Annotated in this window: 15 protein-coding genes; 2 read left to right on the top strand and 13 right to left on the bottom strand. The window is 64.5% G+C overall.

The window, feature by feature from the left end; all coding sequences use genetic code 11:
- Window positions 1-80: 80 nt before the first annotated feature.
- The 12 genes from NTH_RS21410 to NTH_RS21355 form a co-directional block, all read right to left on the bottom strand.
- Window positions 81-1,358 carry an L-fuconate dehydratase gene (locus tag NTH_RS21410; RefSeq protein ID WP_338531994.1) on the bottom strand — a complete coding sequence of 426 codons (1,278 nt, stop codon included), beginning with the start codon at window positions 1,356-1,358 and terminating at the stop codon, window positions 81-83.
- 276 nt (window positions 1,359-1,634) lie between these two features.
- Window positions 1,635-2,480: a fumarylacetoacetate hydrolase family protein gene (locus tag NTH_RS21405; RefSeq protein ID WP_338531993.1), complete on the bottom strand. Its 846-nt coding sequence runs from the start codon at window positions 2,478-2,480 to the stop codon at window positions 1,635-1,637.
- A gap of 75 nt (window positions 2,481-2,555) precedes the next feature.
- Window positions 2,556-3,284: an SDR family oxidoreductase gene (locus NTH_RS21400; RefSeq protein WP_338531992.1), complete on the bottom strand. Its 729-nt coding sequence runs from the start codon at window positions 3,282-3,284 to the stop codon at window positions 2,556-2,558.
- A gap of 14 nt (window positions 3,285-3,298) precedes the next feature.
- A complete protein-coding gene (locus tag NTH_RS21395; RefSeq protein WP_338531991.1) occupies window positions 3,299-3,751 on the bottom strand; it encodes a MaoC family dehydratase in 453 nt (150 codons plus the stop codon).
- Window positions 3,751-4,821 (bottom strand): Gfo/Idh/MocA family protein, encoded by a 1,071-nt coding sequence (locus NTH_RS21390; protein WP_422392453.1) that lies wholly within the window; start codon window positions 4,819-4,821, stop codon window positions 3,751-3,753. Before NTH_RS21390 ends, NTH_RS21395 begins: the two co-directional genes overlap by 1 nt.
- On the bottom strand, window positions 4,814-5,143 hold the full coding sequence (locus NTH_RS21385; RefSeq protein ID WP_338531990.1) for an L-rhamnose mutarotase: 330 nt from the start codon (window positions 5,141-5,143) through the stop codon (window positions 4,814-4,816). Before NTH_RS21385 ends, NTH_RS21390 begins: the two co-directional genes overlap by 8 nt.
- Window position 5,144: 1 nt before the next feature.
- Window positions 5,145-6,266 carry a mandelate racemase/muconate lactonizing enzyme family protein gene (locus NTH_RS21380; RefSeq protein ID WP_338531989.1) on the bottom strand — a complete coding sequence of 374 codons (1,122 nt, stop codon included), beginning with the start codon at window positions 6,264-6,266 and terminating at the stop codon, window positions 5,145-5,147.
- A gap of 4 nt (window positions 6,267-6,270) precedes the next feature.
- A complete protein-coding gene (locus NTH_RS21375; protein ID WP_338531988.1) occupies window positions 6,271-7,368 on the bottom strand; it encodes an ABC transporter ATP-binding protein in 1,098 nt (365 codons plus the stop codon).
- A 1-nt stretch (window position 7,369) separates the two neighbouring features.
- Complete coding sequence (locus NTH_RS21370; RefSeq protein ID WP_338531987.1) at window positions 7,370-7,528, bottom strand: hypothetical protein; 159 nt, start codon at window positions 7,526-7,528, stop codon at window positions 7,370-7,372.
- Between the two features lie 20 nt (window positions 7,529-7,548).
- Window positions 7,549-8,415 carry a carbohydrate ABC transporter permease gene (locus tag NTH_RS21365; RefSeq protein WP_338531986.1) on the bottom strand — a complete coding sequence of 289 codons (867 nt, stop codon included), beginning with the start codon at window positions 8,413-8,415 and terminating at the stop codon, window positions 7,549-7,551.
- A gap of 2 nt (window positions 8,416-8,417) precedes the next feature.
- Window positions 8,418-9,314, bottom strand: a complete 897-nt coding sequence (locus tag NTH_RS21360; protein ID WP_338531985.1) for a carbohydrate ABC transporter permease — start codon at window positions 9,312-9,314, stop codon at window positions 8,418-8,420.
- 186 nt (window positions 9,315-9,500) lie between these two features.
- Window positions 9,501-10,820: an ABC transporter substrate-binding protein gene (locus NTH_RS21355; protein ID WP_422392452.1), complete on the bottom strand. Its 1,320-nt coding sequence runs from the start codon at window positions 10,818-10,820 to the stop codon at window positions 9,501-9,503.
- Between the two features lie 182 nt (window positions 10,821-11,002).
- Between NTH_RS21355 and NTH_RS21350 the strand changes: the two genes are divergently transcribed.
- Together NTH_RS21350 and NTH_RS21345 are read left to right on the top strand one after the other, a co-directional pair.
- Window positions 11,003-11,785 carry an IclR family transcriptional regulator gene (locus NTH_RS21350; protein ID WP_338531984.1) on the top strand — a complete coding sequence of 261 codons (783 nt, stop codon included), beginning with the start codon at window positions 11,003-11,005 and terminating at the stop codon, window positions 11,783-11,785.
- A 72-nt stretch (window positions 11,786-11,857) separates the two neighbouring features.
- Window positions 11,858-12,697, top strand: coding sequence for an amidohydrolase family protein (locus tag NTH_RS21345; RefSeq protein WP_338531983.1), 840 nt, complete (start codon window positions 11,858-11,860; stop codon window positions 12,695-12,697).
- Between the two features lie 115 nt (window positions 12,698-12,812).
- Here NTH_RS21345 and NTH_RS21340 read toward each other — a convergent pair whose 3' ends face one another.
- Window positions 12,813-13,943, bottom strand: a complete 1,131-nt coding sequence (locus NTH_RS21340; RefSeq protein ID WP_338532225.1) for an extracellular solute-binding protein — start codon at window positions 13,941-13,943, stop codon at window positions 12,813-12,815.
- Window position 13,944 lies beyond the last annotated feature (1 nt).

Below are 13,944 nucleotides of genomic sequence, written 5' to 3'. Positions count from 1 at the left end.
CTGCCCGGCAGGGCAGAGGGGGGTAACGCAGGCGGCGGCGGTAAATCACAACTCAGTGCCAACACCGAAACCCGATAAACCTACCCGCCCACCCGATACGCCTTTATCGAAGCCGGATTCATCTCGATGGAAAAGCCCGGCAGCCGCGGCGGCATATAGGCCGCGTTCTCGATGAGGCAGGGGCCGATGAAGTGCTCGTGCAGATGGTCGACATACTCGATGACCCGGCCTTCCTTCGTGCCCGAGACAGCCAGGTAATCGATCATCGACAGGTGCTGCACATATTCGCACAGGCCGACGCCGCCGGCATGCGGCCAGACCGGCAGGTCGTATTTCGCCGCCATCAGCAGCACCGCCAGCACCTCGTTCAAGCCGCCCATGCGGCAGGAATCGATCTGCACCACGTCGATGGCGCCCTCGGCGATGAACTGCTTGAACATGATGCGGTTCTGGCACATCTCGCCGGTCGCCACCTTCATCGGCGCGACCGCCTGGCGGATTTTCCGATGGCCGGCCACGTCGTCCGGGCTGGTCGGCTCCTCGATGAAGAAGGGCTCGGCGAAGGCCAGTTCCTTCAGCCATGAAACCGCCTGGTCGACCTCCCACACCTGATTGGCGTCGATCATCAGATGGCGGTCGGGGCCGAGCACCTCGCGGGCGATCGCCAGCCGGCGCTTGTCGTCTTCCAGATCGCGCCCGACCTTCAGCTTCACATGGTTGAAACCCGCATCGACGGCTTCCTGGCAGAGCCGGCGCAGCTTGTCGTCGGCATAGCCCAGCCAGCCGGCGGACGTGGTGTAGCAGGCATAGCCCTCGCGCTTGAGGATGGCCATGCGCTCGGCCTTGCCGGGCTCCGCGCGCCTGAGGATTTCAAGCGCCTCCTCGCGGGTGATGGCGTCGGTGAGATAGCGGAAATCGACGATGGCGACGATCTCCTCGGGCGTCATTTCCGCGACGAGCTGCCAGACTGGCTTGGCCGCTTCCTTGCCCCACAGGTCCCAGACGGCATTGACGACCGCGCCGGTGGCCAGGTGCATCGCGCCCTTGTCCGGGCCGATCCAGCGCAGCTGGCTGTCGCTCGTCACATGCCGCCAGAAGCGGCCGGGATCCTCCTTCACCCAGTCGAGATCGAGACCCACGACCAGATGGCGCATGGCCTCGATCGCCGCGCAGCAGATGTCGTTGCCGCGCCCGATGGTGAAGGTGAGGCCGTGCCCTTCCAGCCCCTTCCTGTCCGTTTCCAGGACGACATAGGCGGCCGAGTAATCGGGATCCGGGTTCATCGCGTCCGAGCCGTCGAGCGATTGGGACGTGGGAAACCGCAGATCGTGGGTTTTCAGGTCTGTAATGCGGGTCACGGGCTGTCTCTGTTTATGACATCGGCTTTCGCAAAGCGCGATGCGTTGGTTCAATGCGCAGTTCGCAGTGGCGATTTACCGCCGCGCTCTGCGCCCCCCTCTGTCCTGCCGGACATCTCCCCCTCAAGGGGGGAGATCATCTCTTCATCAATGTTTCTCTTCTTCTTCGAGATTGGCGAAATCGACAATGACAGCCAATCTCCCCCCTTGAGGGGGAGATGCCCGGCAGGGCAGAGGGGGGTGTGAAGGCCGAAGCGGTCAATCGCAACTGTAGAGCTACCTATCCGCGACGCAGGTCTGCTTCTGCACGCCGAGCCCCTCGATGCCGAGTTCGACCACGTCGCCGGGCTTCAGATAGCGCGGCGGCTTTTGACCCATGCCGACGCCGGGCGGCGTGCCGGTGGAGATGATGTCGCCCGGCTGCAGCGACATGAAGCGCGAAAGGTAGGAGACCAGATGCGCCACGCCGTAGACCATGGTGCCGGTGGTGCCGTCCTGCATGGTCTGGCCATTGACCTTCAGCCACATGGGCAGGTTCTGCGGGTCGGCCACCTCGTCCTTCGTCACCAGCCAGGGGCCGGTCGGGCCGAACGTGTCGGCCGACTTGCCCTTGGTCCACTGGCCCTGATGCTCGATCTGGAAGGCGCGCTCGGAAACGTCGTGCACCGTGCAATAGCCGGCTACGTAGTCCAGCGCCTCTTCCTCGCTCACATATTTGGCTGTCTTGCCGATGACGACGCCGAGCTCCACTTCCCAGTCCGTCTTTTCCGAGCCGCGCGGGATGACGAGGTTGTCGTTCGGCCCGCAGATGGCGGAGGTGGCCTTCATGAAAATGACCGGCTCCGGCGGCACGGCCAGGCCGGATTCCTCGGCGTGGTCGGCATAGTTGAGGCCGATGCAGATGAACTTGCCGGTGCCGGCGACGCAGGGGCCAAGGCGCGGGTTGCCTTCCACCAGCGGCAGCGCTGCCGCGTCCAGCGACGAAAGAGCTATAAGGCTTTCGGGAGCGATGGCGGCACCCGCCACGTCGTCGATCTTGCCTGAGAGATCGCGGACATTACCGTCTGCGTCGATCAGGCCGGGCTTTTCCGCGCCCGGCGCGCCGTAACGTACTAGCTTCATGATTTGTGTCCTCTGGAGCAATTGCAGGAAAAGTGGAAACCGGTTTTCCGTCCGGAATTGCGTAAAATCGAGATGTCAGATGGTCCAGCCGCCGTCGATGGCGTAGGCTTGGCCGGTCGTGTAGGTGGCGCCGGCGAGATAGACCGCAAGGTCGGCGATCTCCTCCGCCGTGCCGAGGCGGCCGATGGGCTGGCGGGCGATGAAGGCCTTGCGCGCGGCGTCATAGTCGCCGGTCTCCCTGAGGCGGTCCTGCAGGGAGGGGCTGTCCACCGTGCCGGGGCAGATGGCGTTGCAGCGGATGCCCTTGGCGACATAGTCGGCGGCGACCGCCTTGGTCAGGCCCAGCACCGCCGCCTTGGTCGTTCCGTAGGCGAAACGGTTTGGCACGCCCTTCATGCTGGAGGCGACGGAGGACATGTTGATGATCGCCCCGTCGCCGCGATCGAGCATGCCGGGGAGCACGGCGCGGATGGTGCGTATCATCGCCTTCACGTTGAGGTCGAAGGCGAATTCCAGATCGCTGTCCTTCATTTCGAGGATCGAGCCGCCATGCACCACACCGGCGCAGTTGAACAGCACGTCGACCGCGCCGATCTCGGCGACCAGCTTCCTCACCGCATCATTGTCGAGCACGTCCAGCCTGGCCGTCGTGATGTTCTTCTCGCCGTCCAGCTCGGCCAGCACCTTCTCGTTCACGTCGGTGGCGATCACCTTGGCCCCGGCGCGCGCGAAGGCGAGCGCGCTCGCCCGGCCGATGCCTTGCGCGGCGGCGGTGATCAGTACGGTCTTGTTCTCAAGGTACATGGAAGGCCCCTATCTCATGACTTGGTTTTGCGGCGTTCGACGATGTAAAGGTGATCGGCGGCCAGCACCACTTCGTCCTTCTGGTTCAGCACCTCGCAGCGCTCCACGACACGGCCCATGTCGGGGCGCTTGGGGTCGTCGCGCTTTTCCACGATCGTGGTGCGGGTGCGGATCGTATCGCCGATAAAGACCGGCTTGACGAAGCGCAGCCGGTCATAGCCGTAGGAGAACGAGACTGGGTTGATGACGTTCGCGGTCAGCCCGATGCCGATGGCGAAGACCATCGTGCCGTGGGCGATGCGCCCGCCGAACTCGGACTTCTTCATGAACTCCGCATCCATGTGATGCGGGAAGAAGTCGCCCGTATGGCCGGCATGCACCACGAAGTCGGTCTCGGTGATCGTGCGGCCGAAGCTCGTGCGCCCGGAGCCGATCTCGTAGTCTTCGAAATAGGTGGTGATTTCCATCAGGGCCTCCGTGGCAGGGGTGTGGCCGGCGCGGCGCTGGAGCGATAGGCGGCCTCGACCAGCGCCATCGTGTTCCAGGCATCCTCGACGGAGCTGACCAGGGCATCGTCCTCGCCGCCGGCAAAGCGCTGGAGATTGGCCATGCGGCCGGCAAAGGCATCGGGAAACCAGGTGCCTTCCAGCGGCACGTTCACCCAGTCCGCGCCGCCGGCGGGACGGATCTCCAGAATATCGGGCTCGCCGCGCGGATAGTCGAGATTGACGCCGAGCTTGAGATAGGCCGCCCCCTTCGTGCCGCAGATGCGAAACTCGCAGGCCTGGTATTTGCGTCCGAAGTCGTGGTCGTGATTGACCGACAGCGCGCAGCGTACCTTGTCGCCATAGTCGAGGATCGCGCTGGTGCGGGTCTGCGCCACATCGTGGTTCGGATGGCCGAGCGTCTTTGCGTGAACGCCCTGCGGATCGCCCAGGATCTGGCGGATCAGGTCAAGATAATGGATCGAATGCATGGCGATCTCGATGCGCGGCAGGCCCTTGAGGAAAGGCCAGAGCTGCCAGGGCGTTGCGAGCGCCAGCCACGCGTCGAAGTCGACGACCTCGCCCAGATGGCCCTTCGCGATGGCGTCCTTCAGGGCCAGCATCATGGGCGCGAAGCGGAGCTGGAAGTTGACCGCCGCCACCAGCTTCTTCTGGCGGCAAAGGGCGAGGATATGCGTCGCCTCGTTGAGGTCGCTGCCCATCGGTTTCTGGATCAGCGCCGCCGCGCCGTCGGGCAGCGCGGACAGAACTTCGGCATGGCGCGAGGGCGGCGTGGCAAGGTCGAACATGGCGCCTTCGACCGCCGCCGCCTCCTCGATACTGCCGAACGCCCTCACGCCCCATTCGGCGGCCAGTTTCTCCGCCTTTTCCCGGTCCGGGTCGTAGAGTCCGGCAATGGGAAATCCGGCCTTGCGATAGGCCGGAAAATGCGCGTCGCCGACGATGGAGCCGGCACCGAAGGTGACGATCGGGCGCGGCCTGGAAGGCAGGGGCCAGGATTGGGTGAGGCTTGAAGGGTCGAACTCAATCATGATGGAAAACCTCCTCCATCATCGCCCACCACTCGCCTTCGCCCCGTGTTCCGAGCGGCTCCTGGCAGGGCATGCACACATCCCACCATTTCTGCGTGGTCGGATCGGCCGCCATCTTCGCCGCGTCGGCGGCGAAATCGGTGCCGTGATACTCCCAGTAGCCGAACAAGAGGTTCTCCGGCTCCTTCAGGAAGATCGAATAGTTGCGGATGTTGCAGGCCGAGATCATGGCAAGGACGTCCGGCCACACCTCGGCGTGCAGGCGTTTGTATTCCTCGACCTTTTCGGGCTTCAGGCCGATGACCATTCCCATGCGCTGCATGTCATCCTCCCCTGGCGGTTATCTCGGTCGTGAAGTCGGCGATGCTGCGCGCCTTCAGCGCGTCGCAGTCCCAGTCGATTCCCAGCCCCGGCTCGGACGGCGCGACCGCGTGGCCGTCCTCGACCTTCATGCGGCTGCCGGTGATGTCGTCGAGCTGCGGAATATACTCCACATACTTCCCGTTCGGCACTGCGCAGACGAGGCTGACGTGAAGCTCCATCAGGAAATGCGGGCAGACGGGGATGTCGAAGGCTTCGGCCATGTGCGCCACCTTCAGCCACGGCGTGATGCCGCCGATGCGCCCCACATCCACCTGCACGATGGAGCACGCGCCCTTCTGCATGTATTCGCGGAAATGGCGGATCGAATAGAGCGATTCGCCGATGGCGATCGGCGTGGATGTCGAGCGGCTGAGGCGCACATGCCCGTCCATGTCGTCGGCCGGCAGCGGCTCCTCGATCCAGGCGAGATCGAGCGGGCGCAGGCGCGCCGCGCGGCGGATCGCCTCGTCCACAGTGAAACCCTGATTGCAGTCGGTCATGATCTCGTAGTCGTCGCCGACCGCCTTGCGCACCGCTTCCAGCCGGCGGAAATCCTCGGCGCCGGACGGCTTGCCGATCTTCACCTTGGAGCCGGCGAAGCCCTGCGCCCTGGCGTCCAGCGCATCCTCGACCAGCGCCTCTGCCTCGATATGCAGCCAGCCGCCCTCGGTGGTGTAGAGCGGCGCCCGGTCCCTGGCGCCGCCGGCCAGCTTCCACAGCGGCAGGCCCTGCTTCTTTGCCCGCAGGTCCCAAAGCGCCGTGTCCACGGCGGCAAGCGCGATGGCCGTGATGGCGCCGATGGTCGTGGCATGGGTGGCGAATTCCAGCTCGTGCCAGATCGCCTCGATGCGGTCGGCATCGCGGCCGATCAGGCGGGGCGCCAGATGATCGGCCAGAAGCCGCATCACGGAGGAGCCGCCCGTGCCTATCGTGTAGGAATATCCAAGGCCGGTCGCCCCGTCCGCATCGGTGACGACGACGATGGGCGTTTCCTGGCTGATAAAGCTCTGGATGGCGTCGGTGCGCTTGACCTTCGGCACCAGGTCGACCATCCGCAGCTCGATCTTCTCGATGCGTGCCATGGTTCTAGCTCCTGAGGCTCTTGCCCGTTCCGGCCTCGAACAGATGGGCCTGCGACAGGTCGAAGGAGAGATTGACGGTATCGCCGCGCTTCATCTGGCGGGGGTTGAGCATGCGCGAAACCCATTCCATCCCGTCGAAATTGACGAAGACCAGCGTCTCGTTGCCCAGCGGTTCGGTGATGGAGACGGTGCGCTCCATCTCGTGCACCTCGTGGGCCTCGCCCGAATGGATGCCATGCCCGGTGGGATAAAGGTCGTCGGGGCGCAAGCCGAAGACCACTTCCTGCCCGACCGACACCTTCTCGCGGAACCGGGCGGGGATGGGCAGGCTGTCGCCGCCCCTGAACATCAGCTTGCCGTCGCTGACGACGGCCTCGCGCAGATTCATGGGCGGGGAGCCGATGAAGCCGGCGACGAACAGCGTGGCCGGGCGGTGAAACACGTCCTCGGGCGTTCCCACCTGCTCGATATGGCCGTCGCGCATGATGACGATGCGGTCGGCCAGCGTCATCGCCTCCACCTGGTCGTGGGTCACGTAGATGACCGTCGACTGCACCTTGGCGTGCAGCTTCTTGATCTCGGTGCGCATCTGCGTGCGCAGCTTGGCGTCGAGGTTCGACAACGGCTCGTCGAACAGGAAGACCTCCGGGTTGCGCACGATGGCGCGGCCCATCGCCACCCGCTGGCGCTGTCCGCCCGAAAGTTGCGAGGGCCGCCGCTCCAGGAGGGCTTCCAGGCTGAGCGTCTTTGCCGCCTCGGCCACGCGCTTTTCGATCTCGGCCTTGTCCTTGCCGGCGATCTTCAGCGAGAAGCCCATATTCTCCGCCACCGTCATGTGCGGGTAGAGCGCATAGGACTGGAACACCATGGAGATGTTGCGGGCGCGCGGCGGCAGGTCGTTGACGATGTGGCCGCCGATGCGGATGTCGCCGCCCGAAATGTCCTCCAGCCCCGCGATCATGCGCAGCGTGGTGGACTTGCCGCAGCCCGACGGGCCGACAAGGGCGATGAACTCGCGGTCGGCGACATCGAGGTCGATGCCGTGCACCACCTGGGTCGCTCCGTAGCGCTTGACGAGCTTGTTCAAGGAAACGGGTGCCATGTTATACCAAGGAGTACTGATAATGACCGGTCTGACCGGAGGTATCGCGTGTCGTGGCAAGGCGCGCCGCGCGCCGCGATGCCTTTGCATCGTAAGCGTGGCGCAACGCCGCCACGGCGCGCCTAGCCAGCGGATCGTCCTGTCTCATCAGATCGGTCATTATCAGTACTCCTTGGTATATCATCCTTTCACCGCGCCGGAGGTGAGGCCCGATACGAGGTGCTTCTGGACGATAAAGGTGAGGGTCAGCGCCGGGATGATCATCACCACGGCCAGCGCGCACATGCCGCGCCAGTCGATGGTGAACTCGGCCGTGTAATCGAGGAGGCCGACCGGCAGGGTCTTCGAGTTCACCGAGCGGGTGAGCTGCGAGGCGAGCGCGAATTCGTTCCACGAGATCAGGAAGGCGAAGATGCCGGCCGAGGCGATGCCGGGGCGGGCCAGCGGAAACTCGACCTGCCAGAAGGCCTGCCAGCGCGTGCAGCCGTCGATCTGCGCTGCCTCCGCCAGATCCTTCGGCACCTGGCGGAAGAAGCCGTCGATCAGCCATACGGTAAAGGGCACGTTGAGCGCGACATAGGCCATGATCAGCCCGAAATGCGTGTCGATGATGCCGAGCTTCGCATAGACGTAGAAGAGCGGAAGCGACAGGGCGATGCCGGGCACGGTACGCGTCAGCATGAAGCCCAGGAAGATCGAGGATTTGAAGGCGAAGCGGTAGCGTGCGAAGGCGTAGCCGCCGGCCATGCCGATGGCCAGCGCGATCACCGTGGAGGTGACGGAGATGACCAGCGAGTTGCGGAAATACTCGATCACCGGAATGCCGCCCTGGCCGACGCCCGAGAACATGGCGACATAGGCGTCGAAGGAAAGGTCCCTCGGGATCCAGACCGGCGGCTTGGCCATGATCTCGACCGTCGGACGCAGCGAGGACAATACGATCCAGAGGCCCGGCAGGCAGATGATCGCCATGGCGATGAACAGGCCGAAAAGATGGGCCGCTTTCAGGAAGCCGCGCTTGACGCGATGTGTGGCGTTCTTGTCCATCTCTACCACTCCGCCCCGATCTGGCTGCGCGCCTGCGCCAGCTTGCGGAAGAAGATGACCGTGAACACGATCGACAGGAAGATGGCGAAATAGGCCATCGCGTTGGCCAGCCCCATGCGTGCGTCGGAGTAGCCGGTGCGGGCGATCAGCGTCCACAGGATCTCGGTGCGCTTGGCCGGTCCGCCATCGGTCATGATCTTCACGATGTCGTAGGCGCGCGCGATGTCTAGAGAGCGGATGGTCATGGCGATGAAGGCGAAGGGCATGATGAAGGGCCAGGTGACGTAGCGGAAGGTCTGCCACGGCGTGCAGCCGTCGACGCGGGCGGCCTCCATCGGCTCCTTCGGCATGGCCATCAGCCCGGACAGGATGAAGATGGCGAAGACGGAGGTGGAGGACCAGACTTCGGCCGTCAGGATCGCGATGAAGGCGAGTGTGCCGTCGATCAGCCAGGGGATCGCCCGGTCGGTCAGCCCCAGCGACTGCAGGGCGTTGTTGATGAGACCGATATTGTCGTTGAACATGAATTTGAACTGGAAGCCCACGAGGATGGGCGAGAACATCATCGGAAACATCATGACCGTGCGTAAGGCGCGCTGGCCGCGCGTGGCCTTCTCGACCAGCATGGCGAGCCCCAGCCCGAGGATCATTTCCAGGTTGAGAGCGACGGTCAGCAACAGGACCGTGCGGCCGAAAGCCACCCAGAAGTCCCAGTCGGCCAGAAGCCGCTCGTAATTGCGGAACCCGATGAAGATCCAGATGGAATCGGGCCGTGTCAGCCTGAAGGGCGTGAAGCTGGAATAGACCGAAAGCAGCAGCGGCACGACGACGACGGCGGCCAGTACGATGAAGGTCGGCAAGAGGAGCAGGAAGGGCGCCGGTAATCGCCAGCTTTTCATGGGGTGCTTCGCCTCAAGTTCATTCTACTATTGCGTTTCACGGGGTGCTGCAGGGCACTGCGTCAAACGCATCTGTAAAATCGGGTCCGTCGACACTCACGGTTTCAGAAAAGCCGGCGCGCCTTTCGGCGCGCCGGAGTTGGCCGTCATGCAGGGGAAGGATCTTACGCCCTTCCCGTTGGGAGCTCATAGTTCGCCCGCATCCTCGAGGATTTCCGTCGCCTTCTGGGCGGCGTCGTCGAGCGCTTGCTGAGATGTCTTGTCGCCGAGAATGGCGGCTTGCAGCTCGGGATAGACGGCATTCGAGATTTCGATCCAGGAGGCCGTCTGCGGCACAGGGAAGGCATGCTCGGCTGCCTGCTGGAACGCGGAGAGCACTTCCTGGCGGTAGGCATCGCCCTCGGCCTCGGCAACCACCCATTCCCAGACCGCGGTGCGGGTGGGCAGCGGGCCGGCGGAGGCTTCGAGCTTCTGGCTGTCCTCGTTGGTCAGCCACCAGACCAGCGACGCGGCGGCTTCCTTGTCGCCGCAGCTTTCGGTGACCGAGAAGCCGTGATGGCCGGACCAGCCGGTGCGCTTGCCCGAAGAGCCCTTCGGCTGCACCTTCACGCCGACATTGCCGGCGACCTTGGAGGAAGCCGGATCGTTGAAGAACGCGGCCCAGCCCGGCCAGTCGAGATTGAGCGCGACGGTGCCGGAGGCAAAGCCCTGGCCCAGATCGTCCCACAGATAGTTGGTGGTGCCGGCCGGAACGGCTTTGGCCTTGTAGAGGTCGACGAACCAGTCGAGCGCGCGCACGCCGGCTTCCGAGTTGAAGGCGGGCTCGCCGTCGGCATTGAGATATTCGCCGCCCTCGGCGACGAGCATCTCGTAGAAGCGGCCATTGATGGCCTCTTCCTTGCCGGCATATTGCGTGCCGTAGAAATCCGGCGGGTTGGCGAAGAACTTGGCCTGGTCGGCGACCTGTTCCCATGTCTCGGGCGGCGCCAGGTCGTAGCCGTACTGCTCCTTGAACTCGGCCGCCTTGGCCTCGTCCTCGTAAAGGCTCTTTTGATAATAGAGCGCCGAAACGTCGAACTGCGCGCGCGGCAGCATCACCAGCTTACCGCCGAGCGTGGAGGCGGCGATATTGGCCGGAACGAAGGCCTCGATCTCCTCGCTGGGAAGCAGCGCGGAAAGATCGGCATAGATGCCCGGATATTGCGGCGCGAAGGAGGAGTGGTTGGAGCCCACGCACCAGCTTATCGTGCCGGTTGCGATGTCGGACTTGATCTCCTTGTCGAGCTCGAAATGGTTTTTCTTGGAGACGACATTGACCTTGGCCCCGGTCGCCTGTTCCCATTCGGCGATGCGCGCGTAGAGCGCCTCGTACTGCTGGCCGCCGATGAGCTTGGCGTCGATCGTGACGCCGTCGAATTTACCGGGCAGTTCCTGCGCCATTGCCGAGCCCGCGCCGATTGCCAGCGCGATTACGCCGGCGGACGCGCCGGTGACGAAATGTTTCATGGATTTCCTCCCAAACAACAAACGCTCCCGCCGGTTTTCCGGTGAAGCGCCACTGGCGTCGCTCTGCAAAGACGAGAGCTTAATTCATATACAAACATTCCATTCATGAACCGTCAAGCGCAATGTCGTTGCTTTGCGCCGCCGTTTCCGTATATGAAGCCGAAAATTTACTGGAGAAAGCCGTGACCGGTGAAGATAGCGAACGCTACCGCGCGCCCGCCCTGGACAAGGGTCTCGACATTCTCGAATTGCTGGCCGGCGTCGACGGCGGGCTGACCCAGGCCGAGATCGCCAAGAAGCTCGAGCGCAGCCCCAACGAGTTCTACCGCATGCTGGACCGGCTGGTGCGGCGCGGATACGTGACCCGCATCGACGGCGACCGCTATGCGCTGACATTGAAACTGTTCGGTCTCGCCCAGCTTCACGCTCCCGTGCGCCGCCTCGTCTCCTACGCCACGCCGCTGATGCGCGAGCTTGCGGAGATGACGCGCCAGGCGAATCAGCTCGCCGTCTTCGACCGGGGCTTCGCCGTCGTCATCGCCCAGCAGGAGGCGCCGGGCTATTGGGGCATATCGATCCGCGTCGGCTCGCACATCGGCCTGTTCGACACCGGATCGGGCCATATTCTGCTGGCGTTCCGCTCGCCGGAAGAGCGCGAGATGATGATTGCCGAGAACGCGCGCAGCAACGAGAAGCCGGAACTTTCGCCGGAGTTCTTCGACCGGCTGGATCAGATACGCGATCGCGGCTATGAATTGATGCCGAGTGCCCAGACCGCGGGGGTGTTCAACCTGTCGGCCCCGGTGCTCGGTCCCGATGGCAAGTCCATCGCGGCGCTGACCGTGCCCTACATCGCACTGGTGGGGCCGCAGGCCGGCCCCGACATCTCCGGCACCATGCAGCTGGTGCTGAAGACCGCCGGGAAACTTTCGGAGCTGGCCGGCGCGGGGATGCGCCACATATGATTTCTGTCCGAGGCGGTCGTCTTGAGCCGGTCGCCCCCATCCGAGAAATCCCCGGGGAGGGGAGAATAGACGATGTTCATCGACACGCATCTGCATGTCATCGACAAAACCGCGCTGGACTATCCCTGGCTCGGCGGCGCGGCGGCGCTGAACCGCGACTTCCTCTATGAGAGCTATGAGCGCGAGGCCCGGCGCGTCGGCATCGAGGCCGCCCTGCATATGGAGGTGGATGTCGCCCCCGCCCTGATCGAGCGCGAGACCGACTATGTCGCGGGCCTTGCCGCCCGCGAAGGCAGCCTCATCGTCGGCGCCATCTCGTCCGCCCGGCCGGAGGAAGAAGGCTTTGCCGCGCTTGTCGAGCGTCAGCAGGAGAACCCGCTGGTGAAGGGATTCCGGCGCGTGCTGCATGTGATGCCGGACGAGCTCTCCGAAGCCCCCATGTTCCGCGAGAACATCAAGCGCCTTTCCGGCACCCGCTTCACCTTCGACCTCTGCGTGCTGCCGCACCAGATCCCCCGCGCCATCGAGCTTGCGGACCTCGCGCCTGACGTGCGGTTCATCCTCGATCATTGCGGCGTGCCCGACATAAAGGGCGAGGCGGTGGAGCCGTGGCGCACCCATATGCGCGAGATCGCAAAGCGTCCCAATGTGGTTGGCAAGATTTCCGGCGTAATCGCCTATGCGGATGCGCAGACCTGGACGCTCGACACGCTGCGGCCCTATGTCGAACACACCGCCGAATGCTTCGGCTTCGACCGCCTCGTCTGGGGTAGCGACTGGCCGGTCTGCACGCTCGGCGGCGGCCTGTCGCCCTGGGCGGCGGCCACCCAGGCGCTGTTCGGCGGCTGCACCGCCCGCGAGCGCGCCAAGGTCTATCGCGAAAACGCCAGGCGGATCTGGGGTCTGGACTGAGGGCGGAGAAACGGCCCGAAAAGGGGCAATTTTCAGGGGATTTCGGCCGGTTTCCGGCTGAAAATCGCGGCGGATCGGGCGGTTTCAGCTGAAAAAAGCGGTCCTGGCCCGTTTTTTACCGGCCAAAACTCGCGGCGAACATTGCGTTCAGATCACCGATGACACCCGCCGCTTCCTCGCCGTCTCGCAATCCTTCGTTCAGCCGGTCCGAGGCTTCTTGCTGGAAGGCCATGTAGCCGTTATGGCGCGGGCGCAGCCAGCCGTGCTCCAGCGTTTGCCTGGTGTTGCGGTAGAAATCGCTGGTGGCCGCGTTCACCGCGTCGTCCTCCCAGCCGGCGGCGTGACCGGGCTGGCCTCCGGCCGCCGGGAACGGCCCGCGCTGGACCTCGGCGCCGGCAATCCAATAGGCGAAGTCGATGGCCGCTTCCACATTCGCGCCGAACGCCGAAACCGCGATCCCGGTGCCGCCGATGGCCGACCCTTTCGGGCCGTCGGGACCGGCCGCCGGGATGTCGGCGAAGGCAAGGCGGCGGGGCCGGAAGCCGGACATGGCGTAGTTGACGTAGCCGTAGATCAGCGGCGCCGACGCGATCGCTGAATCCGGTGCGGCCATCGCCTCCGATACGGCGATGGGGTCCATCTCGAAGCAGGCAGGGCCCACGAGGCCGGCGAGTTCGGCCAACAGGTCGTAGACCTTCCGTCCTGCCGCTTCCTCGATGAGCGCGCCCGGGCCTTCATTGGCGCAGGCACGGCCCAGATTGGCCGCGAGCGTATAAAAGCTCATGAGCGAATGCGGAGGCCTCAGCGGCAGCAAGACGCGGCCCTCGTGCGCCAGCTGCACCACATCTTCCCACCGCTTTGGCGCCGCATCGATGAGGTCGGGCCGATAGGCCTGCACCTGAGCCGCGGCGTCGATGGGGAAGGCCCATTGCCGGGCCTGCCGCCGATCGCCGGGCCATTGATAGCTGGCATAGGATCGGCCGACGCTGCCTGAGGCCAGCGCCGCCCGTTCGGCCTCGCGGCCCGCCACGTCAAGCGGGGCAAGACATCCTTCCTCGGTGATCTGGCCGACATGGGGATGGTCGATGACGATCAGGTCGTATTGCCGGGCAAGCTCTTCGACGGGAAAGGATTCGAAATCCTGCAGCGAGCGCTTGTCCCAGACTATCTCGACGCCTTTGGTCCGCTTCCAGATCGCCGAGCAGGCGACCATTGGGTCATAGCCGCGAGGGTGGCTCCAGGTCATG

Origin of the sequence: Nitratireductor thuwali (genome assembly GCF_036621415.1) — a bacterium.
GTDB lineage: Bacteria > Pseudomonadota > Alphaproteobacteria > Rhizobiales > Rhizobiaceae > Chelativorans > Chelativorans thuwali.
This window is presented reverse-complemented; position numbering and strand designations above follow the sequence as displayed.

What these genes read in the sequence shown, in the direction of transcription:
- NTH_RS21365 (WP_338531986.1), bottom strand. Translation starts at nt 8,415, where the DNA reads ATGGACAAGAACGCCACACATCGCGTCAAGCGCGGCTTCCTGAAAGCG.
- NTH_RS21355 (WP_422392452.1), bottom strand. Translation starts at nt 10,820, where the DNA reads ATGAAACATTTCGTCACCGGCGCGTCCGCCGGCGTAATCGCGCTGGCA.
- NTH_RS21340 (WP_338532225.1), bottom strand. Translation starts at nt 13,943, where the DNA reads ATGACCTGGAGCCACCCTCGCGGCTATGACCCAATGGTCGCCTGCTCG.
- NTH_RS21370 (WP_338531987.1), bottom strand. Translation starts at nt 7,528, where the DNA reads ATGACCGATCTGATGAGACAGGACGATCCGCTGGCTAGGCGCGCCGTG.
- NTH_RS21405 (WP_338531993.1), bottom strand. Translation starts at nt 2,480, where the DNA reads ATGAAGCTAGTACGTTACGGCGCGCCGGGCGCGGAAAAGCCCGGCCTG.
- NTH_RS21400 (WP_338531992.1), bottom strand. Translation starts at nt 3,284, where the DNA reads ATGTACCTTGAGAACAAGACCGTACTGATCACCGCCGCCGCGCAAGGC.
- NTH_RS21375 (WP_338531988.1), bottom strand. Translation starts at nt 7,368, where the DNA reads ATGGCACCCGTTTCCTTGAACAAGCTCGTCAAGCGCTACGGAGCGACC.
- NTH_RS21360 (WP_338531985.1), bottom strand. Translation starts at nt 9,314, where the DNA reads ATGAAAAGCTGGCGATTACCGGCGCCCTTCCTGCTCCTCTTGCCGACC.
- NTH_RS21345 (WP_338531983.1), top strand. Translation starts at nt 11,858, where the DNA reads ATGTTCATCGACACGCATCTGCATGTCATCGACAAAACCGCGCTGGAC.
- NTH_RS21395 (WP_338531991.1), bottom strand. Translation starts at nt 3,751, where the DNA reads ATGGAAATCACCACCTATTTCGAAGACTACGAGATCGGCTCCGGGCGC.
- NTH_RS21385 (WP_338531990.1), bottom strand. Translation starts at nt 5,143, where the DNA reads ATGCAGCGCATGGGAATGGTCATCGGCCTGAAGCCCGAAAAGGTCGAG.
- NTH_RS21390 (WP_422392453.1), bottom strand. Translation starts at nt 4,821, where the DNA reads ATGATTGAGTTCGACCCTTCAAGCCTCACCCAATCCTGGCCCCTGCCT.
- NTH_RS21380 (WP_338531989.1), bottom strand. Translation starts at nt 6,266, where the DNA reads ATGGCACGCATCGAGAAGATCGAGCTGCGGATGGTCGACCTGGTGCCG.